The organism is Achromobacter semiaridum, from assembly GCF_053543755.1.
Genome location: NZ_JBLVOL010000019.1, coordinates 54,903 through 74,100, shown reverse-complemented (window position 1 = coordinate 74,100; position 19,198 = coordinate 54,903). Strand labels below are relative to the sequence as shown.

Sequence of the window (19,198 nt, the reverse complement as noted above, 5' to 3'; positions counted from 1 at the left end):
CTTCGGCACACCACTTGCTCATCGTTGGTCTGGAAACAGGCACGATCAACGGAGTCGGACCATGAAAAGAATTGCCATCATCAGTGAGCATGCCTCGCCGCTTGCAATTGCAGGCAGCGTGGACAGCGGCGGCCAGAACGTTTATGTGGCGAATGTGGCGCGCGAACTTGCGCGCGCCGGCATGCAGGTGGACGTATTCACCCGCAAGGACAACCCGGCGCTGGAGGCCGAGCAGACCATGATGCGCGGCGTGCGTGTCGTGCATGTGCCGGCAGGGCCCGACAGCTACCTGCCCAAAGAAAAAATGCTGCCGTACATGGATGAGTTCTCGGCCTTCCTGCTGCGCTATTTCGGCCGGCAGGGGCGCGGCTATGACGTGATTCACGCCAACTTTTTCATGTCCGCGATGGCCGCGTTGCCAGTCGCGCAGCACTTCGGCATTCCGCTGGCGGTGACTTTCCACGCGCTGGGCAAGGTGCGCCGCCGCCACCAGCAAGAAGCTGACCTGTTTCCCGACGTGCGCTTCGATATCGAAGACGAGATCACGCGCCGCGCCGACCGCATCGTGGCGGAATGCCCGCAAGACCGGGCCGACCTGATCGAACTGTATGGCGCCGACCCCCGTCGCATCGAGATCGTGCCTTGTGGTTACGACGCCGCCGAGATGGCGCCGCGTCCCGCCGCGGCCTCGCGTGCCGCCCTGGGATGGGACGACTCCGCATTCACGCTGTTGCAGCTGGGCCGGATGGTGCCGCGCAAAGGCGTTGACAACGTCATACGCGCCCTGGGGCGCCTGCGCCACCAGCATGGCGTGAACGCGCGCCTGTGCATCGTGGGCGGCAACAGCGATAGCGCCGACGAGGCGTCGACGCCCGAGATCGGCCGCCTGCGCCGCATCGCCGACGAAGAGGGCGTGGCGCAATGGGTGGAATTCACCGGCCGCCGTCACCGCGACCAATTGGCCACCTATTACAGCGCCAGCGACGTGTTTGTGACCACGCCGTGGTACGAGCCCTTTGGCATCACGCCGGTGGAAGCCATGGCCTGCGGCAAGCCGGTGGTTGGATCGGACACCGGGGGCATCCGCAGCACGGTGGTGCATGGCAAGACCGGCTTCCTGGTGCCGCCGCGCGACCCGGACGCGCTGGCGCAACGCCTGGCCCAGCTGGCCGCCGATGCGCAACTGCGGGCCCGCATGGGCGAGGCGGGGCGGATGCGCGCGCGGCGTCTGTATACCTGGAAGCGCGTGGGCCAGGACCTGATGTCCGTCTATGGCCACATGGTGGCCGGCGCGGTCCACGCGGATCGCCACGCCACTCGCATCGCGGCGTGATCGGAGATAGCCCTTGCATAACCCCGGACCGGGTCCGGAACAATCACGGAGTACACGATGACCGAACTTGCGAACAACCACTTTGAAAGCCTGAAAGGGCGCTGCGTGCTGGTGACCGGCGGAGGCAGCGGCCTGGGCGCGGCGCTGTGCGAAATGCTGGCGGCGGAAGGCGCCAGCGTTGCGGTGACCGACGTTGATGAGCAGCGCGCCACCGCGCTTGCTCGCCGGCTGTCGGAGCAGGGCGCCAACGTCATGGCCTGCATCATGGACGTGGGTGTGGTGGCCGACGTGCGTGAAGGGCTGGACGCGGTGGTGCGCCAGTTCGGCAAACTGGATGCCATCGTCAACAGCGCGGGCGTGGACGTGACCGCGCCCATCGACGATCTGGACCCCGACGTTTGGGAACGCGTGCTGCGCACCAACCTGACGGGGCCGTTCCTGATGGCCAAGCTGGGCAAGGACCGGCTCAGCCCGGGCGGCCACATCGTCAACGTGGCCTCCACCGCCGCGCGCCGCGCATGGCCCAACGCCAGTGCTTATCACGCCAGCAAGTGGGGCTTGATGGGCTTGTCGCACGCCTTGCACGCCGAACTGCGCGGCGCGGGCATCAAGGTCAGCGCGGTGATCGCGGGCGGTATGCGTACCCCGTTCCTGCTTGACCGCTTTCCGGATATTGATACCAACACGCTCCAAGACCCCGCCAATGTGGCGCGCGCCGTGCGCTTCGTGTTGACGCAGCCGGAAGAAACAGTGGTGCCGGAAATCATGGTGCTGCCGATGAAGGAAACGTCATGGCCTTGAGGCCGGCGGTCTTTCTGGACAAGGACGGCACGGTGTTGGCGGACGAACCCTACAACGTGGACCCCGCGCGCATGGCCTACGCGCCGATGGCGCTGGCGGGCCTGTCGCGCCTGGCTGCGTCCGACCTGCCGCTGGTGGTCATCAGCAACCAGTCGGGCGTGGCGCGCGGCATGTTCCCGGCCGGCGCGCTGGACGCCGTGCACGTGAAACTGGCGTCGATGTTCATGGCGGCAGGGGCACACCTGGATGGCTTTTATTGGTGCCCGCACCATCCCGACGGCGTGGTGCAGGGGTACGACATTGATTGCGATTGCCGCAAGCCCAAGCCCGGCCTGCTGCTGCGCGCCGCCGATGAATTGGGCCTGGACCTGCGCGCGTCCTGGTTCATCGGCGACATTCTGGACGACATCGAAGCGGGCAACCTGGCCGGCTGCCGCACCATCTTGCTGGACGTCGGCAACGAAACCGAATGGCGCGACGGCCCGCACCGGCTGCCGCACTGCCGCGCGCCCGACCTGGACGCCGCCGCTCAGATCGTGCTGTCCAACCCGCCGGTGCCGCTGGCGCCGGGCAAGGGGTGACCATGGCCTGGAACTGGCAGGAATGCGCGCACGTCTTGTGCATACGCCTGGACAACATGGGCGACGTGGTGATGTGCACGCCCGCGTTCCGGGCGCTGCGCCAGGCGGGCGCACGGCGCTTGTCCTTGTTGACGTCCCATTCCGGCGCACGCGTTGCCGCCCATATCCCCGAGGTGGACACCGCGCTGGCGTACGACCCGGCGTGGGTCAAGAACGATTCGCAGGGCCGCGAGCAGGATCTGGATGCCATCGCGCGGGTGCGGGCGCTGCGGCCCGATGCCGCCGTGATTTTCACGGCGTACAGCCAAAGCCCGCTGCCCGCCGCACTGCTGTGCCATCTGGCGGGCGTACCGCGTGTGCTGGCGCACTGCCGCGAAAACCCGTATCGGCTGATCTCGGACTGGGTGCGGGAAACCGAACCGGCCTCGGGCATCCGCCACGAAGTGCAGCGCCAGCTGGACCTGGTGGCCAGCGTCGGGGCGCATTGCGATAACGCCCGCATGTCGTTCCGGGTCAGCGATTCTGATCGCTTCTCGCTACAGGCCAAGCTGCACCATGCGGGCGTGACGGAGACGGGCGGCTGGATCTGCGCGCATGCCGGCGCCACGGCGTCGTCGCGGCGCTATCCGGCCCGGCAGATGGTGCAGGCGCTGGTCGAACTGCGCGGCGATGGCCGCCGCATCCTGCTGCTGGGTGGGCACGAGGACGCCGAGCTGGCTGTGGCGCTGGCCGAAGCGCGGCAGTTGCTGCCCGGCCTGATCGACCTGTCCAACGGCCTGACGCTGGGCGAACTGGGCGCGGCGCTTGAGGCGTCTGCGCTGATGATCTGCAACAACAGCGGACCGGCGCACATTGCCGCCGCGCTGGGCGTGCCGGTGGTGGACCTGTACGCGCTGACCAATCCGCAACACACGCCGTGGCAGACGCCCGCGCGTGTGCTGAACCACGATGTGCCGTGCAAATACTGCTATCGCAGCGTGTGCCCGGAAGGACACCAGGCTTGCCTTGCCGGCGTTGCGCCCACCCGGGTAGCGACGGCGGCGCGGGAACTGTTGAACGAGACTCGCGTGGACCTGTTCGGTCCGCGCGCGGCCAAGGAGACCACCCATGTACACACTAGGCATTAACGCGGCCTACCACGACTGCTCCGCCACGCTTGTGCGGGACGGCATCGTCCTTGCGGCGGCCGAGGAAGAGCGCTTCACGCGGGTCAAGCACGGCAAGCGCCCGGTTCCCTTCACCACGTGGCAACTGCCGTATTACGCCATCGACTATTGCCTGTCGGTGGCGGATATCCGACTGCGCGACGTGGACCACATCGTCTATTCCTACGACCCGGCGCTGCTGGCCGATGGTCAACCCCGGCCGCTGGATATCGCGCTGCCGCTGGAGCCGTCGCGTGCGGGCTTCGGGCCCAATGGCGAGTCCCCGTGGGACCCGTTGTTCCTTTCTTACCTGGTGAACGCGCCGCGCCAATTGCTGGACGGCGCGCCGCATCACTTGAAGTCGCCGCGCTTTGACGACCTGACGCTGGAACACATTCTGGATCGCTGGGTTTACCTGGACCACCATCTGTCGCACGAGGCCAGTGCGTTCCTGGCCGCGCCCTGCAAGGAATCGGCGGTGTTGACGATGGACGGGCGCGGCGAAAAGACCACGACCAGCTTCGGCCATTTTTCAGGCGGCGAGTACGCGCGGCTCAAGCAGATCGACCTGCCGCATTCGCTGGGCCTGCTGTACGAAGACGTCACGCGCTATCTGGGCTTTCTGCATTCTTCCGATGAATACAAGGTGATGGCCTTGGCCTCGTTCGGCAAGCCAAAGTACCGCGCCGAATTCCGCGACATCCTGCGGTTGGAAGAGGAGGGCGGTTATTCCCTGCAACCGGCACGCCTGGCCGAGCGCTTCGGCCCGCCGCGCCGGCGTGGTGCGCCCTTTGAGGACAAGCACAAGGACATCGCCAGCTCGTTGCAATACGTGCTGGAAGAGACCGCGTTGCACATGGTGCAGTGGCTGCACGAAAAAACGGGCGCCAAGGAACTGTGCATGGCGGGCGGCGTGGCGCTTAACTGCGTGATGAACGCGCGCATCGCCAAGGACGGGCCGTTTGATTCCGTCTGGGTGCAGCCGGCGGCCGGTGACTCGGGCACGTCGCTGGGCGCGGCGCTGTACGTGGACTATCACCGGCGCGGCTGCAAGCGCGAATGGTCGATGGAACACGCCTACCTGGGCCCCTCATACGGCGACGAGGAAATTGAACGCTTCCTCTATAACTCGCGGCTTGAGTTCCGGCGTCTGGACGATGTGGCGGGCGAGGCGGCCGCCTTGCTGGCCCAGGAAAAGATCCTGGGCTGGTTCCAGGGGCGGATGGAGTTCGGCCCGCGCGCGCTGGGCGCGCGATCCATCCTGGCCTCGCCGCTGGATAGCGGCATGCAGGCGCGCTTGAATGGCTTGAAGGACCGCGAGGACTTCCGGCCCGTGGCGCCCGTGGTGCTGGAAGAACGGGCGGCGGAATGGTTCGATGGTCGGGGCGCGGCCTCGATCTGCGCGCCGTTCATGCTGTTCGTCTACGACGTGTTGCCGCATCGCGCGCAGCAGATTCCGGCCGTGCGGCACATCGACGGCACGGCGCGTGTGCAAACCGTCAGGCACGATCAGAACCCGCGCTACTACGATTTGCTGGTGGCCTTTGAGCGGCTGACGGGCGTGCCCGTGCTGGTGAACACGTCGTTCAACACGCGCGGAGAACCGGTGGTGTGTTCGCCCCGGGACGCCGTCGAGTGCTTCTGGACGTCGCCGCTGGATGCGCTGGTGATCGGTTCGTATCTGGTCGAGAAACCAAGATGAGCGACGCCGCTTCCATTCTGGTGTCGGTCGTGGTGCCTACGTATCGCCGCCCCGACCTGCTGGCGCGCTGCCTCGAGGCGCTGGCCAACCAGCGTTTTCCGCGCGACCAGTACGAAGTGCTGGTGTGCGACGACGCCGCGCTGGCCGGCACGCGTCGCCAGGTCGAGGCCTTGCAGAAGGCCTGGGGCGGGCGGCCGGCGCTGCGCTATCTGCCGGTAGTGGGCACACGCGGGCCAGCCGGTGCGCGCAACCAGGGCTGGCAAAGCGCGCGCGGCGAAATCATTGCGTTCACCGACGACGACACCATCCCGCAACCCGATTGGCTGGGCCATGGCGTGCTGGCGCTGCGGCCCAATCTGGCGGCGGTGACCGGGGCGACTGAAATGCCGCTGCCCGATCCGCCCAGCGACTACGAACGAGATGCGGCCGGCTTGACGCGGTCTGAGTTCATCACCGCCAATTGCTTCGTGCGGCGCACGGCGCTGCAAGTGGTCGGCGGCTTCGATACCCGCTACACCATGGCGTGGCGCGAAGACTCGGACCTGCACTTTGCCTTGCTGGACCATGGCTTTTCGGTGCAGCGCGCGCCCTTGGCCCGCGTGCTGCATCCGATGCGCCCGGTGCGCTTCGCGGCGGGCCTGGGCATGCAGAAAAAAGTGATGTTCGACATGCTGTTGCGCAAGAAATATCCGCTGCTGTATCGCAGCCGCATCCGCTCGCACCCGCCCCGGTTCTACCTGGGGGTAACGGCGGCAGCGGTGGGCGCGGTGGCGCTGGCGGCGCTGGGTTATTTCACCGCCGCCATCGCCGCGGCGGGCGCGTGGCTGGCGCTAAGCGTGCATTTCTTCATGCGTCGCTTGCGCGGCACGCGCCGCAGCTTGCGCAACGTGGTCGACTTGGCGATCACGTCGGCTTGCATTCCGCTGCTGTCCATCTGGTGGCGGCTGGTAGGCCTGCTGCGGTTTGCCAGGAGCGAATCGTGAAGCCGCTATTTGATCCCTTGCGCCCGCCCGCCACGCTGGTGGTGTTTCGCGCCTTGCAGTTGGGCGACATGCTGTGCGCCGTGCCAGCGTTGCGTGCATTGCGGCGCGCGTTTCCGCACACGCACATTGTTCTTGTGGGCCTGCCCAACGCGCATGAATTCGTTGACCGCTTTCACGCGTATGTGGACGAGCTGATCGAGTTTCCCGGCATACCGGCCTTTCCCGAGCAGCAGCCACGGCCGGACGATCTGCCCGCGTTCTACCGGCGCGTGCGCGCGTTGCACGCCGACGTGGCCTTGCAATTGCACGGCAGCGGCACGCAGTCCAACCCCATCGTCGCGCAGCTGGGCGCCGGGCGGTGGGGCGGATTCGTGGCGGACCCGGCCGCGCGGATTCCCGGCTGCCGCATGGTGTGGCCGGACGACCTGCCCGAGCCGCGCCGCTATCTGGCCTTGTTGCGATACCTGGGGCTGCAAGCGGATGACGATGCGCTGGAATTTCCGGTGTCGCAGACGGATCGGCGCGATGCCGAGGCCCTGGTCCGCAAGCATGCGCTGGACCCCGACAAGCTGATCCTGATGCACGTCGGCGCGCGGCTGCCCTCGCGGCGTTGGCCCTTGGAGCGCTACGCGGCGCTGGCGGGCGAACTGTCCCGCCAGGGTTGGCAAGTGGCCTTGACCGGCATGCACAGCGAGATGCCGCTGGTGCAGTCGCTGCAAGACCAGGCGGGCGTGCCCCTGACCAACCTGTGCGGGCAGACCAACCTGGGCAGCCTGGCGGCGCTGTTGACGATGTGCCGTCTGCTGGTGTGCAACGACACGGGGGTGTCGCACGTGGCGGCGGGCGTGGGCGCGATGAGCGTCGTCATCGCCTGCGGCAGCGACCAGCGGCGCTGGGCCCCGATCGACAGTGCACGCCACGTGGTGCTGGCCGCCGACATGGCCTGCCGCCCGTGCGCGTTCGAGGAATGCCCCATCGGGCACCCGTGCGCCTTGGCGGTGACCGTGCCCGATGTGCTGGGGCAAGTTCAACATCAACTCAGGGGGGCCGTGCAATGACGCAGTCCGTGGCGGCGCCGCGTCGGCGCCTGCGCATTCTCACCTGGCATGTTCATGGCAATTATCTGTATGCCCTGAGCCATGTGCCGCATGACTTCGTGGTGCCTTCCCTGCCGGGCAATCCGTCGGGCTATGGCGCGCTGGGCCGCAAGATACCGTGGCCCGCGAACGTGGTGCAGGTGCCCGCCGAGAACCTGCGCGGCATGGCCTTCGACTGCGTGCTGTATCAGTCGCGGCAGAACCTGGCGGATGCGCCCCGCTGGCTGAACGACGCGCAGCGCGCGCTGCCCAGCGTCTACCTGGAACACAACCCGCCCGAGCCGCATCCCACCGACACCATGCATCCCTTCCGGCACGAGCGCGGCCTGGTCGTGCACGTGACGCCGTTCAACGCCGCGATGTGGGACTCGGACGGCATGCCGGTGCGCGTCGTCGAGCACGGCGTGCCGCCGCCCGATGTCACCTATGACGGCCGTAACCCGCGCGGCATCGTGGTCATCAACCACCTGGGCCGACGCGGCCGCCGCCTGGGCCGCGACCTGTTCGACCAGCTGCGCGCGCAAACCCCCATGGACCTGATCGGCATGGGCTCGGAGGAGTTGGGCGGGCTGGGCGAAGTGCCCAATATGGAAGTGGGCGCCGTGATGGCGCGGTATCGCTATTTTTTCAGCCCCATCCGCTATGCCAGCCTGGGCCTGTCCTTGGTCGAGGCCATGCTGTGCGGCGTGCCGGTGGTGGGCTTTGCCACCACCGAGCTGCCGACCGTGATCAAGAACGGTGAAAACGGCTATGTGGATACACGGCCGGACCGCCTGCTGGCGGTCGCGCGGCAACTGGTGGCCGAGCCGGAACTGGCGCGGGCCTGGGGCGAGGCCGGGCGCCGGACCGCGCTGAAACGCTTCGGCATGGGCCGCTTTATTTCTGATTGGATAGACGTGTTCGACACGATCCTGGAGGCAGCATGATGAACGATATTCCACGTAGCGGCCGCGCGCTGGTGGCGGGCGGGGCGGGCTTTCTGGGCTCGCACCTTTGCTCGCGCCTGTTGAACGACGGGTGGGAAGTGATATGCGTCGACAATTTCCAGACGGGGCGGGCGTGCAACGTGTCGCCGCTGGCCGCGCACCCGCGCTTTACCGTCATGCGCCACGACGTGGTCGACAAGCTGCCGCGTGTGCGCGTGGACCGCATCTACAACCTGGCGTGTCCGGCTTCGCCGGTGCACTATCAGGCCGACCCGCTCAAGACGCTGCGCACCTGCGTGCTGGGCGCGATGCAGCTGCTGGAACTGGCGCGCGATGTCGGTGCCCGGGTGTTGCAAGCGTCCACCAGCGAGGTCTATGGCGACCCGCTGGAGCACCCGCAGGGTGAAGGCTACTGGGGGCACGTGAATCCCGTGGGGCCGCGCTCTTGTTATGACGAGGGCAAGCGCTGCGCGGAGACGATATTCATGGAATATGCGCGGCGCGAAGGCGTGGTGGTGAAGATCGCGCGCATCTTCAATACCTACGGGCCGCGCATGGCGCCGGACGATGGCCGCGTGGTGTCGAATTTCATCGTGCAGGCGCTGGCGGGGCAGCCGCTGACCGTTTACGGCGATGGCACCCAGACGCGTTCGTTCTGTTATGTGGACGACCTGATCGATGGCCTGGTCCGGCTGATGGAAAGCCCCGAGGACCTGGCGCAGCCGGTCAACCTGGGCAACCCCGCCGAATTGACGATGCTGGAAATGGCCGACATGGTGCTGAAACTGACCGGCTCGCGCGCGCCGCTGGTGCACCGCGAATTGCCGGTGGATGATCCCACGCACCGTTGCCCCGACATCACGCTGGCGCGGACCCGGCTGGGGTGGAGCCCCAGGGTGGACCCGGCCGAGGGCATCGCGCGCACGGTGGCGTACTTCGCGGCCGAGGCCAAGCGCACGCGTCCGGCGGATGGCCCGGTCCAGCACGCGCAGCGGACCGACAACGCCGATCACTCGGAGCAGGCCAATCACTCGGAGCAGGCCGACCACTCGGAGCAGGCCGATCACTCGGAGCACGCCGTGCCGGGCGCCAGCGCGCGCCGCTACGCGCCCGCCGATCGGGCATAGGGATTGCTGCGTGCTCCGGCATGCGGCGCCATCCTGTCGCCGCGCACATCGCCCACCAAGGAGCACGTGATGAGTACCCAGCCACACTCCCATCAGGACGACCCGGAGGCGGCCGACCGCAAGCCCGTGCCGGAATCGGAACGCACGCTGGCGGGTCGCCCCGCTGACCCCAACCGCACCGGCGCCGGCCAGCAGGTGCCACCGGGCATGCACCCCGACGACGTCTGGGACCCGGGCAATGCCACGCCGGACGCCCCGCCGGTCGACAACCGGTCGGGCACCTCAAGGAGCAAATAATGAAAGCTGTTGTATTTCACGGCATCGGCGACATCCGCCTGGACACCGTCCCCGACCCCGTCTTGCAGGAAGACAACGACGCCATCGTGCGCCTGACCGCCAGCGCCATCTGCGGCACCGACCTGCATTTCATTCGCGGCACCATGGAATCCATGAAGCCCGGCACCATCCTGGGCCATGAAGGCGTGGGCGTGGTCGAGCAGACGGGGCCCGGCGTGCGCAACCTGAACGTGGGCGACCGCGTGGTGATTCCATCCACCATTGCCTGCGGCTATTGCTCGTACTGCCGCGCCGGCTATTACTCGCAGTGCGACGTGGCCAACCCCAATGGACGCGACGCCGGCACCTCGTTTTATGGCGGCCCGCAATCCACCGGCCCATTCAACGGCTTGCAGGCCGAACTGGCCCGCGTGCCGTTTGCCAACGTCAATCTGGTCAAGGTGCCGGACAGTGTCAGCGACGAGCAGGCCTTGATGCTGTCCGACATTTTTCCGACGGGATATTTCGGCGCCGACCTGGCCGACATCAAGCCCGGGCACACCGTGGCGGTATTCGGCTGCGGCCCGGTGGGGCAGTTTGCCATTGCGTCGGCCAAGCTGATGCAGGCCGGCCGGATCTTTGCCGTGGACACCGTGCCGGACCGGCTGGCCATGGCGCGCGCGCAGGGCGCCGAGGTCATCGATTTCAACGCGGAAGACCCCGTGGCGTGCATCAAGGGCTTGACGGGCGGCATCGGCGCCGACTGCGCCATCGATGCGGTGGGCGTGGACGCCGTGCATGCGCACGCCGGCCCGGCAGGCAGTGCGGACACCAACGCGTCTATGGAAGAAGAGGCGCGCAAAGGCGCGCCCCATGCCAAGCCGGATGGCGACAATTGGCGGCCGGGCAACGCGCCGTCGCAAGCATTGCAATGGGCGGTGCAGGCGTTGGCCAAGGCGGGCATGCTGTCGATCATCGGCGTGTATCCGCCCAACGACCGCACGTTTCCGATCGGCGAGGCCATGAACAAGAACCTGACCTTGCGCATGGGCAACTGCAATCACCGCAAATACGTGCCGATGCTGATGGAGCTGGTGCGCACGGGCGCGGTGGACCCGGCGGCCATCCTGACGCGGCAAGAGCCGTTGACGCAGGCGGTGGATGCGTTCAAGGCGTTCGACACCCGGCAGCCAGGCTGGCTGAAGGTTCAGCTGGAGCCTGCGGCCTGATGGCTGCGGGTTTGGCGGCCGGAAGGGCGGCTGGGGGCCGGCCCTTGCTTGCTTGCATGCGCCGGGCGCCGGCGTAAGCCGACGCGAAGGTCGGCGCCCGGCCCTTACTTTCGGGTCGGCCTGGCCGGGTCCACCGGACGCCCGTAGACGTCTTTGCCTTCCTCGGCCTGCGAACCGCCTGCCGGATAGCCCGAATTGGTGTTCGGATCGTGATTGACCTCGCCTTGCGGCGGCCCGTCGGCCACGGGTTGGCCGGTGGCGCCCTTTTCAGCGGGGTCCACGTGCGGCGAGGGCGGCGGGTTGGGGGCGGGCGCGGGTTTGGAATCGGTCATGGTTCCTCCTGGCAGGGTGCGGGTTGCGTGCCTTGCGGGATGCGCGGCGTCGGCACCGGTTCAGCAACTGCCATTCCTGAAGGAGACTTTATGTTTACTCACATCCAAATCGGCGCGCGCGATTGGCCCCGGCTGGTGGACTTCTATGACGCCGTGTTGGCGCCGCTGGGTTTGGCGCGGCGCAACGCCATCGACAACGCGGGGCCGGAAGGCGTTATCTGGGGCGTGGGCTCGGCGCGGTGGCCGACGTTTGTGGTCGCGCCTCCGTTTAATGGCTTGCCCGCCACCTGGGGCAATGCCTGCCAGGTCAGCTTCGAGGCGTCCTCGGAAGACGTGGTGCGCCAGTGCTGGACCGCAGCGCTGGCGCACGGCGCCGTGGACGAAGGCGCGCCCGGCTTGCGCAGCCGGTACGCGCCGGACTTCTACGCCGCCTACTGTCGCGACCCCGAGGGCAACAAGCTGGCCTTCGTATGCGCCAGCCGGCACGAGAAGTCGACCGCGGGCCCATCGGAACGCCCTTCGGCAAACCCTTCAGCAAGCCCTCCGGCAAATCCGCCCCCGGCCCCGCAAAGCAACGGCCCCGCGGCCCCGCCCGCAGGCACGGCGCCGGCGGCCCCGGCCAGCCCCGCTCCCGATCCCGGCGAGGACCTGTCCGCTATCCCCTGATTGGAATCCGCGCCCAGGCGGCGGCCAAGGGCGCGTTCAATCGGGCGCAATTCGGCCAGCAACGCCACCACCAGAGCCACCGCGCCCACCGCGAACAGCACGCGGTGTTGGCCTCCGGTGGCGCTGAATACGGCCGAGTAGGCGTATCCCGCCACCGCCTGAAAGGTGGCGAAGCTGACGGTGGCGCGGCTCCATGCACGGTTCTGCGCCAGGGGGTCGTGCGGAATCAGGTCGTGGATGCGCGCCAGCGCCAGGGGCACGATGCCGGGGGGGAAGGTGCCCACCATGAATGCGGCGGCCGCGAGCAACGCGCCCCCGTGCGCCAGCGTCAGCGCGGCCATGGCAACGGCCTGCATCGCCAACACCAGACGCAAGGCGCTGCGCGGACCCAGCCTGTCTCCCAGCCAGCCATACAGCGGCGGCCCCATCATCGCGCCCACCCCGTACAGAATCCAGTAATACGCACCGGCGTGCGGATCACCGGCCAGGCCGCGTTGGACAAAGTCCACCAGGAACACCATTGGCGCCACCAGCGCCACGGCCATCAGACCGTATTGGCCGAACAACAACACGACTCCGGCGCGCGGGTCGGAAGCGTCCGTGGGGGCTGACGCGGGCGCGGATGAGTCGCGGGGCGTGCCCCTGCCGGACGTGCCCGCCCCGCTCGTTCCAGCGCCGGTCGTCCCAACGCCGCTCGTTCCAACGCCGCTCGTCCCGGCGCCGGCGCTGACCGAGGCCAACGCCGACGGCGACGGTGCCGCCGGCGATACGAGCACGGTCGCGCCATGAGCCGGCCACGCGCTCCATGTCAGCAAGGTCAGCACCGCCGAGATCGCGGCCAGCCCCAGCCATGCGGCTTGCAGCCCGAAGCCCAGCAGCCACGGCACCACCGTGCCCGAGCCGGCAATGCCCACGCCGATGCCCAGGAATATCGCGCCGCCGGCCAGGCCACGGCGTTCGCGCGGCACGTGCGGCAGCACGGTGGCGGCGGCCAGCACCATGATGGCGCCGCCCGCAATGCCCGACATCAGGCGCCAGCCGAAGAACCACCCCAGCGCTTGGCGGTAGGCACAAGCCAGAAACGCCAGCGTCACCAGCGCCATCATGGCGCGCAGTACCTGGGTGTTGGAAAAACGCCGCGCCAGGGGCTGACCGATCAGCGCGCCGACCAGGTAGCCGGTCAGGTTCGCGGCGCTTAGGAACACGACGCTGGACGATGAGAACCAGTGCGCCTGGATCAATGCGGGGACCAGGGGCGCATAGGCAAATCGGGCCAGCCCGATGCTGGCCAGACTGGCGGCAAACCCAGCCAGCACATAGCGCCAGGCGGCGCCGGCGGTCGGTTGCAGGGCGGGGGGGGATGGTCGTGACATGGTGGACCTCTACGTTTTCAGCACGACCCAATCGGGTCGATATGCAAAAAGTATAGGAACGCCAAGTGCTGGAATCACGCAGCAATTTGCAATGGCTGTGATGCAAAAACGCAGCGGTTTGCAGACGGCGGGCGCAGGGCGCGGCATCGATCCCCGGCCGCCTTGCGCACCCCGCTATTCGAACTGCGCCACGACCGTATCGATAAAGGCGCGCACGCGCGCCGTGTGGCGCAGGTCCTGGTGCGTGACCAGCCAGACGGCAAAGCCGCCTTCCCGCTCGCGGCCGGGCCATAGCCGTATCAGGCCCCCGCGTTCGCCCATGGGCACCGGCAGTTCACCGATGCCCACGCCGCCCGCGATCAGCGTGCGCAGCATCAGGCTGGAATTGGCCGTGGCCACGATGCGGCCCGCTTGCGCCGGCTCGCCCACGATGGTCGGCGGCCGTCCGCCTTCCAGGTAGGGCTGGTAATACACCAGATCGTGTCCCTTGAAGCCGCCATGCTCGGTGGGCGCGCCATGCCGCTCCAGATAGCCTGTCGAGGCATACAGGCCCACCGGCCACAGCGCCAGCTGTCTAGCGATCAGGTCGGGGTTGTCGGGCTTCATGTTGCGGATGGCGATGTCGGCCTCGCGCCGGGCCAGGTTGGCCATCTGCGTGGCTACGCTCAGTCGCACCCGCACGTCGGGGTGGCGCGCGTGCAAGTCGGCGATGGCCGGAATGACGAATTCCATCGCCAGCGAATCGGTGGTGGCCACCTTTACTTCGCCTTCCAGCCGCCCGTCCGTGCCCTGCGCCTGTCGCACCAGGTCATTGGCAAACTGCTCCATGCGTTCGGCGGCGTGCAGCACCGCGCTGCCGGCCGTCGTCAGCGTGTAGCCGGTAGAGCTGCGCAGGAACAGGGTGGCGCCCAGGTTGTGTTCCAGCACGCCGATCCGCCGTCCTATCGTGGCTTGGTCCACGCCCGCCACGCGCGCTGCGCGGCGCAACGTTCCTTCGCGTTGAAGCGCAAGGAATATTCTTGCATCGTCCCAATTCATGGTGTCGTCGCGGCGCTCAGGCCGGCAGGTGGCACACGGCTTCCAGGTTGTGGCCGTCGGGCGCCCGCACGAAGGCGGCGTAGTAATTGGGGTGGTAGTGGGGGCGCAGGCCAGGCGCGCCATTGTCGGCGGCCCCGGCCGCCATGGCGGCCTGGTAGAACGCATCCACCTCGGCCCGGTTGGCGGCGGTGATGGCGATGTGCAGGGGCGGCGATACCGCCTGGGTGCCATACAGCCACATCGACGGCTTGCCCGCGCGGCCCAGGCCCACGCTGTCGGGCCCTTGCATGGCAAGGCCAACGCCCAGGGGAGCCAGCGCTTGCAGGAAGAATGCGCGACTGCGTTCCATGTCGCTGACGCCGAACCCGATGTGATCGAACATGCTGGCCTTGATTAATTGATTGCGGCGGCCGATGGCCGCCGGGTATGGCGTTTGCTTCGCATGGCGCTTGTCGGCCACACAGAGGCGAAACCCATGCTACAGGACGAACTACTTGCAAAGATGATCGTAAAAACTGCACCGTGTCGCCGTTTTGACGACTGGGCCGAGGTGCTGACGGAATTCGCCAGCTGCCTGGTGCAGATCAGCCCGCGCCTGAGCCCGGAGGAGTGCGACAGGCTGGTCAATGTTGGCGCCTCGTTCTATCGCACCCTAGCCCGTGCGGAGGACTACCGGCGTACTTCGATCCATGGCGACTAGCTGATGCGCGCGGTCGCGCGCCGGGGTCGGGCGGCTGCGCATCTGCATGCGCCACCCGGCCTCCCAGGCGCGCACCTTTTCACGCCACTGGGAGATCGACTCGCCCGTGTGGCCGGGCATTTCTACAGCGCGATAGTACGGGCAGTCCCACAAGGTCAAGCCCTGCCGGGCGGCGTTCGCGCCGAGCTTCTGGATGTCATTGCGATGCATTGCTGAACCCTCCAAAAGTATGAAGAACGGACCGCCAGTATCGTGCGGTTCGGGGGGGCTTTGCAATAGTGTTGCGGTACCAGACAGGGGGAGTTGAATTGTTCCTGGGGGATGGCGCATTGTTGCCCCGCGGGCAACACCGTGGTCCCTGGTGCGGGGCTACTGCCGTTGTGGTGCCCGCCCTACGATTTGGGCGTCGTTCAAGCATCCTGCGCTGCCCGCGAAACCGCGCGGCGCGCTTACCCAAACCCCCCGGGAGCCACCATGAGTCAACGCCTTAACGCCTTTGCGCAATCGCCCGCGCTTTTCAAGAAGTTTGTTGAATTCGGCATGTTGTTGAAGTCGGGGTCGATCGAGCCGTCCATCCTGGGTCTGATCGAGATCCGCGCGTCCCAGATCAACGGCTGCGGCTTCTGCCTGGACATGCACGTCAAAGAAGCCAAGATCCGTGGCGAAGGCGAATTGCGCCTGCACCATGTTGCGATCTGGCGCGAGTCCACGGAATTTTCACCGCGCGAAAGGGCCTGCCTGGCCTGGACCGAAGCGCTGACGACGCTGGGCGCGCACGGCGTGCCGGACGACATCTACGAGCGCGTGCGCGGCGAATTGTCCGAAAAAGAAATCACCGACCTCAGCTTCGCCATCATGGCCATCAACGGATGGAACCGCCTGAACGTGGGCTTTCGCACCGTGCCGGGCTCGGCCGACAAGGCCTATGGCCTGGACAAAGCCAATTTCAGCTAAGGACAGCGCCATGAAAATCCTGGTCATCGGCGGAACCGGCCTGATCGGTTCAAAGCTTGTGAAGCGGCTTGTCGAACGGGGCCACGAGGCCATCGCCGCCTCGCCGGCCACCGGCGTCAACACCGTCACCGGCGCGGGCCTGGACGCCGCGTTGGCGGGTGTGGACACCGTGGTGGATGTCGCCAACTCGCCGTCGTTTGACGACAAGGCCGTGCTGGAATTTTTCCAGGCGTCGGGGCGCAACCTGCTGGCCGCCGAAGCGCGTGCCGGGGTGCGGCACCACGTGGCGCTGTCGGTGGTGGGCACGCATCGCCTGGCCGAAAGCGGCTATTTTCGCGGCAAGATCGCGCAGGAAGCGCTGATCGAGGCGGGCGACATTCCCTACACCATCGTTCACAGCACGCAGTTCTTTGAATTCCTGGGCGGCATCGTGCAGGCGGGCGCCCAGGGCAACGACGTGCGGCTGTCGCCCGCCTTTGTGCAGCCGATTGCGTCCGACGACGTGGCCCTGGCCATGGCGGACGCCACGCTGGCCCCGCCGGTGAACGGCATCGTGGAAATCGCCGGGCCCGAGCGGGTGCGCCTGTCCACGCTGGTGCAACGTTACCTGGACAAGACTGGCGATACCCGCACGGTGCGCGCCGACCCCGGTGCGCGCTATTTCGGCGCGCTGCTCAATGACGACACCCTGGTGCCGGCGTCCTCGCCGCGCTTGGGCTCGATAGACTTCGACACCTGGTTCAGCCATTCCGGCGTCAGGAAATAACGCGGCGGCGCCGGGGGCGGCAGCAGGCCGGACCCCCGGATGTGCTCGGTCATGTAGTCGATGAACACGCGCATGCGCGCGGGCAAATGCTGGCGGCTTAAAAAGCACAGGTAATGCCCGCGGTCATCGGGCGCGTGCTGCGGCAGGCAGGCCACCAGCGTGCCGGCACGCAGATGGTCGCAAACCTGGTAGGCGGCCATCTGCGCAATGCCATGGCCGTCCAGCACCGCCTGCAACACCAGGTCGGCGTCGTTGAAGGTCAGCATCGCGGGCGGCGTCACCTTCTGCAAGCGGTCGCCCAGCTTGAATTCCCATTCAAAAATGCGCCCCGACGCCAGTCGGAAGTTCACGCCACGGTGGTCCAGGATGTCGTCCACGCTGGCGGGCAGGCCGTGGGCGGCGGCGTAGTCCGGCGAGGCGCACAGCAGCATCTGCATGGGGGTGATTTTTTTTGCGATGACCTGGCTGTCTTCCATGCGGCCATTGCGAAACGACACGTCAACGCCGTCCGCCGCGAAGTCGGTCGGCCCGTCGTCCAGCAGCAGGTCCACCGCAATGCCGGGGTTGGCCCGGCAGAACCCGTGCAGCAGGGGCGCGACGACCTTGCGGCCAAAGCCCACGGTGGAACACACGCGAAGGTGGCCGGAAGGCGGGCCTTCGCGCAGCTCGCGCATGTCATCCAGCGCCTGCACGATACGCGCCACGCCGGGATGGCACTGATCGTAAAATTGCCGCCCCTCGGCGGTCAGCGACGTGCTGCGGGTGGTGCGCACGAATAGCCGGGTACCTAGCTGGTCTTCCAGTTTCTGCACGCTGCGGCTGACGGCCGACCGGCCGATGCCCAGCCGGTCGCCCGCCTTGGCGAAGTTGCCTTCGACGGCCACGGCAATGAATGCCACCACGCCGGCATAGCTGGTGGCAAAGCTGTCGGCCAGGGAATCCGGCCCAAGCGGAGAGGGGGTGATCGATGGGGCAAACAAGGGTGTCGACATGGTGGCGGCGCGGCAAGGGTGGGTCTTATGGCTAAGACGGCGCACGCGGCCATTCTGTGACATCGATGGGAGGAACTTCGGGTTTCCCCCTAGGTCGGCGAGAGCAAAAGGGATATCAAGAGGGATACCAAAAGGGCATCAAACGCGGGCGCGGGTTGCGCCCGGCGGCGGGCGGCGGCCCGCTGCCGCGCGCGTCCGGCCCAGTGGGGGCGGCTTAGTGGGGGCGGCTTAGTGAACGGGGATCAAGGCGGGGGCGCCCTTTTTCTTGATCAGCACCACCACGAACTTCGCCGGTTCGGTCTGGCTGGCGTTGCGCCCCACCGTGTGCACATCGTCCGGCCCTTCGAAGAAGGTCTGGCCCGGCGTCAAAGTGACTTCCTTGCCGCCCTTGACCTGCATGATGATGCTGCCTTGCAGGACATAGACGAAGCTGTAGGCATCGTGACGGTGGATCGGGTCGGCCGCGCCGGGCGGGTAATCGACCGTGATCATCAAGGCGTCTTTGCCGGGAATGTCCGGCAGCGGCTTCGTCATCAGTTCGGTAACGATGGGTTCGGCGGGCGCGGCCTGGGCCGGGGCGTGGCCCAGCAGGGCGCCGGTTGCAACCAGGGCCACGGGCAGGGCAAGCTTGAACAGTTTCGACATGGGCGTTCCTTGGCGGATATGACAAGGCCCCATCGTAGAAGTGCCGACCCGCGCGGCGGTAGATCCGCACAGGGGATCACCATGTTGCCCGCCGCGCACCATCGCCGCGGCAGAGCGCCATCGCCGCGTACCGCCTTATCCCAACGCTGCTGCGATCCGCGCGAGCTTGTCGGGGTTACGCTGCACCAGCACGCGCGTCAATCGTTCCCCGTCGGTCTCGTACGACTGCACCGATTCCAGTTGCCCGTCGATGTATCGAAGCAGGGTCCATTGCCCGTTGATCTGCACCACCTCGGCGCGCAGGCCGTCGCCAAAGCGGCGTTTGCCCGCGTAGAACAACTGCGCCAGCCGTTTGCCGCCCACCAGCCGCGCAAAGGCCGTCGCCTTGCCGCCGCCGTCGCCGATCAGTTCGGCGTCGTCGCTCAGCAAGGCATGCAAGCCGTGGAAATCGCTGCGCTGCATGGCGTCGGCAAAGGCCAGCAACAGGCGGTGCAAGGACGCCCGCGAGACGGCTTCACGCGGCGCGCCCGGG

22 protein-coding genes are annotated in these 19,198 nt (G+C 67.3%); 14 read left to right on the top strand and 8 right to left on the bottom strand.

Annotation, left to right across the window (positions count from 1 at the left end; translation table 11 throughout):
• Positions 1-61: 61 nt before the first annotated feature.
• From ACNPP0_RS06675 to ACNPP0_RS06625, 11 genes are all read left to right on the top strand, one after another.
• Positions 62-1,333, top strand: coding sequence for a glycosyltransferase family 4 protein (locus tag ACNPP0_RS06675; protein WP_448705374.1), 1,272 nt, complete (start codon positions 62-64; stop codon positions 1,331-1,333).
• A 57-nt stretch (positions 1,334-1,390) separates the two neighbouring features.
• Entirely contained in the window at positions 1,391-2,134 is a 744-nt protein-coding gene (locus ACNPP0_RS06670; RefSeq protein ID WP_448705373.1) for an SDR family oxidoreductase, read from the top strand.
• Positions 2,125-2,715: a D-glycero-alpha-D-manno-heptose-1,7-bisphosphate 7-phosphatase gene (locus tag ACNPP0_RS06665; RefSeq protein WP_332611553.1), complete on the top strand. Its 591-nt coding sequence runs from the start codon at positions 2,125-2,127 to the stop codon at positions 2,713-2,715. Before ACNPP0_RS06670 ends, ACNPP0_RS06665 begins: the two co-directional genes overlap by 10 nt.
• Positions 2,716-2,717: 2 nt before the next feature.
• Positions 2,718-3,842, top strand: coding sequence for a glycosyltransferase family 9 protein (locus ACNPP0_RS06660; RefSeq protein WP_448705372.1), 1,125 nt, complete (start codon positions 2,718-2,720; stop codon positions 3,840-3,842).
• Positions 3,823-5,562: a carbamoyltransferase family protein gene (locus tag ACNPP0_RS06655; protein WP_332611555.1), complete on the top strand. Its 1,740-nt coding sequence runs from the start codon at positions 3,823-3,825 to the stop codon at positions 5,560-5,562. The genes ACNPP0_RS06660 and ACNPP0_RS06655 overlap by 20 nt, the downstream gene beginning before the upstream one ends.
• Positions 5,559-6,545, top strand: a complete 987-nt coding sequence (locus tag ACNPP0_RS06650; protein ID WP_448705371.1) for a glycosyltransferase family 2 protein — start codon at positions 5,559-5,561, stop codon at positions 6,543-6,545. Before ACNPP0_RS06655 ends, ACNPP0_RS06650 begins: the two co-directional genes overlap by 4 nt.
• Positions 6,542-7,603, top strand: a complete 1,062-nt coding sequence (locus ACNPP0_RS06645; RefSeq protein ID WP_332611557.1) for a glycosyltransferase family 9 protein — start codon at positions 6,542-6,544, stop codon at positions 7,601-7,603. The genes ACNPP0_RS06650 and ACNPP0_RS06645 overlap by 4 nt, the downstream gene beginning before the upstream one ends.
• Positions 7,600-8,568, top strand: a complete 969-nt coding sequence (locus ACNPP0_RS06640) for a glycosyltransferase (protein ID WP_448705370.1) — start codon at positions 7,600-7,602, stop codon at positions 8,566-8,568. Before ACNPP0_RS06645 ends, ACNPP0_RS06640 begins: the two co-directional genes overlap by 4 nt.
• On the top strand, positions 8,568-9,695 hold the full coding sequence (locus ACNPP0_RS06635) for a UDP-glucuronic acid decarboxylase family protein (protein WP_448705388.1): 1,128 nt from the start codon (positions 8,568-8,570) through the stop codon (positions 9,693-9,695). Before ACNPP0_RS06640 ends, ACNPP0_RS06635 begins: the two co-directional genes overlap by 1 nt.
• A 69-nt stretch (positions 9,696-9,764) precedes the next feature.
• Positions 9,765-9,992: a hypothetical protein gene (locus ACNPP0_RS06630; RefSeq protein ID WP_332611560.1), complete on the top strand. Its 228-nt coding sequence runs from the start codon at positions 9,765-9,767 to the stop codon at positions 9,990-9,992.
• Positions 9,992-11,200, top strand: coding sequence for a zinc-dependent alcohol dehydrogenase (locus ACNPP0_RS06625; protein ID WP_448705369.1), 1,209 nt, complete (start codon positions 9,992-9,994; stop codon positions 11,198-11,200). The genes ACNPP0_RS06630 and ACNPP0_RS06625 overlap by 1 nt, the downstream gene beginning before the upstream one ends.
• Positions 11,201-11,304: 104 nt before the next feature.
• Here the strand turns inward: ACNPP0_RS06625 and ACNPP0_RS06620 are convergent, their stop codons facing one another.
• The 4 genes from ACNPP0_RS06620 to ACNPP0_RS06605 all read right to left on the bottom strand — a co-directional run bounded on the left by ACNPP0_RS06620 (position 11,305) and on the right by ACNPP0_RS06605 (position 14,991).
• Positions 11,305-11,532, bottom strand: coding sequence for a hypothetical protein (locus tag ACNPP0_RS06620; protein ID WP_332611563.1), 228 nt, complete (start codon positions 11,530-11,532; stop codon positions 11,305-11,307).
• A gap of 431 nt (positions 11,533-11,963) precedes the next feature.
• Positions 11,964-13,571 (bottom strand): YbfB/YjiJ family MFS transporter, encoded by a 1,608-nt coding sequence (locus ACNPP0_RS06615; RefSeq protein ID WP_448705368.1) that lies wholly within the window; start codon positions 13,569-13,571, stop codon positions 11,964-11,966.
• Between the two features lie 174 nt (positions 13,572-13,745).
• Complete coding sequence (locus ACNPP0_RS06610; protein ID WP_332611566.1) at positions 13,746-14,609, bottom strand: LysR family transcriptional regulator; 864 nt, start codon at positions 14,607-14,609, stop codon at positions 13,746-13,748.
• A 16-nt stretch (positions 14,610-14,625) separates the two neighbouring features.
• Positions 14,626-14,991 carry a VOC family protein gene (locus ACNPP0_RS06605; protein ID WP_332611568.1) on the bottom strand — a complete coding sequence of 122 codons (366 nt, stop codon included), beginning with the start codon at positions 14,989-14,991 and terminating at the stop codon, positions 14,626-14,628.
• A gap of 93 nt (positions 14,992-15,084) precedes the next feature.
• Between ACNPP0_RS06605 and ACNPP0_RS06600 the strand changes: the two genes are divergently transcribed.
• Positions 15,085-15,309: a DNA-3-methyladenine glycosylase gene (locus tag ACNPP0_RS06600; protein WP_448705367.1), complete on the top strand. Its 225-nt coding sequence runs from the start codon at positions 15,085-15,087 to the stop codon at positions 15,307-15,309.
• Here ACNPP0_RS06600 and ACNPP0_RS06595 read toward each other — a convergent pair.
• A complete protein-coding gene (locus ACNPP0_RS06595; protein ID WP_448705366.1) occupies positions 15,262-15,519 on the bottom strand; it encodes a CrpP-related protein in 258 nt (85 codons plus the stop codon). The two genes, ACNPP0_RS06600 and ACNPP0_RS06595, sit on opposite strands and share 48 nt — an antisense overlap.
• Positions 15,520-15,783: 264 nt before the next feature.
• Here ACNPP0_RS06595 and ACNPP0_RS06590 point away from each other — a divergent pair, with 264 nt between their 5' ends.
• Both ACNPP0_RS06590 and ACNPP0_RS06585 read left to right on the top strand, forming a co-directional pair.
• Positions 15,784-16,263: a carboxymuconolactone decarboxylase family protein gene (locus ACNPP0_RS06590; protein ID WP_448705365.1), complete on the top strand. Its 480-nt coding sequence runs from the start codon at positions 15,784-15,786 to the stop codon at positions 16,261-16,263.
• A 10-nt stretch (positions 16,264-16,273) separates the two neighbouring features.
• Positions 16,274-17,029 (top strand): SDR family oxidoreductase, encoded by a 756-nt coding sequence (locus ACNPP0_RS06585; protein ID WP_448705364.1) that lies wholly within the window; start codon positions 16,274-16,276, stop codon positions 17,027-17,029.
• Here the strand turns inward: ACNPP0_RS06585 and ACNPP0_RS06580 are convergent.
• The 3 genes from ACNPP0_RS06580 to ACNPP0_RS06570 all read right to left on the bottom strand — a co-directional run.
• Positions 16,921-18,021, bottom strand: a complete 1,101-nt coding sequence (locus ACNPP0_RS06580; protein ID WP_448705363.1) for a LysR family transcriptional regulator — start codon at positions 18,019-18,021, stop codon at positions 16,921-16,923. The genes ACNPP0_RS06585 and ACNPP0_RS06580 overlap by 109 nt on opposite strands.
• 228 nt (positions 18,022-18,249) lie before the next feature.
• Positions 18,250-18,666, bottom strand: coding sequence for a cupin domain-containing protein (locus ACNPP0_RS06575; protein WP_332611581.1), 417 nt, complete (start codon positions 18,664-18,666; stop codon positions 18,250-18,252).
• Between the two features lie 135 nt (positions 18,667-18,801).
• On the bottom strand, positions 18,802-19,198 hold a 397-nt coding region (locus ACNPP0_RS06570; RefSeq protein ID WP_527892309.1), incomplete at its 5' end, for a sigma-70 family RNA polymerase sigma factor family protein.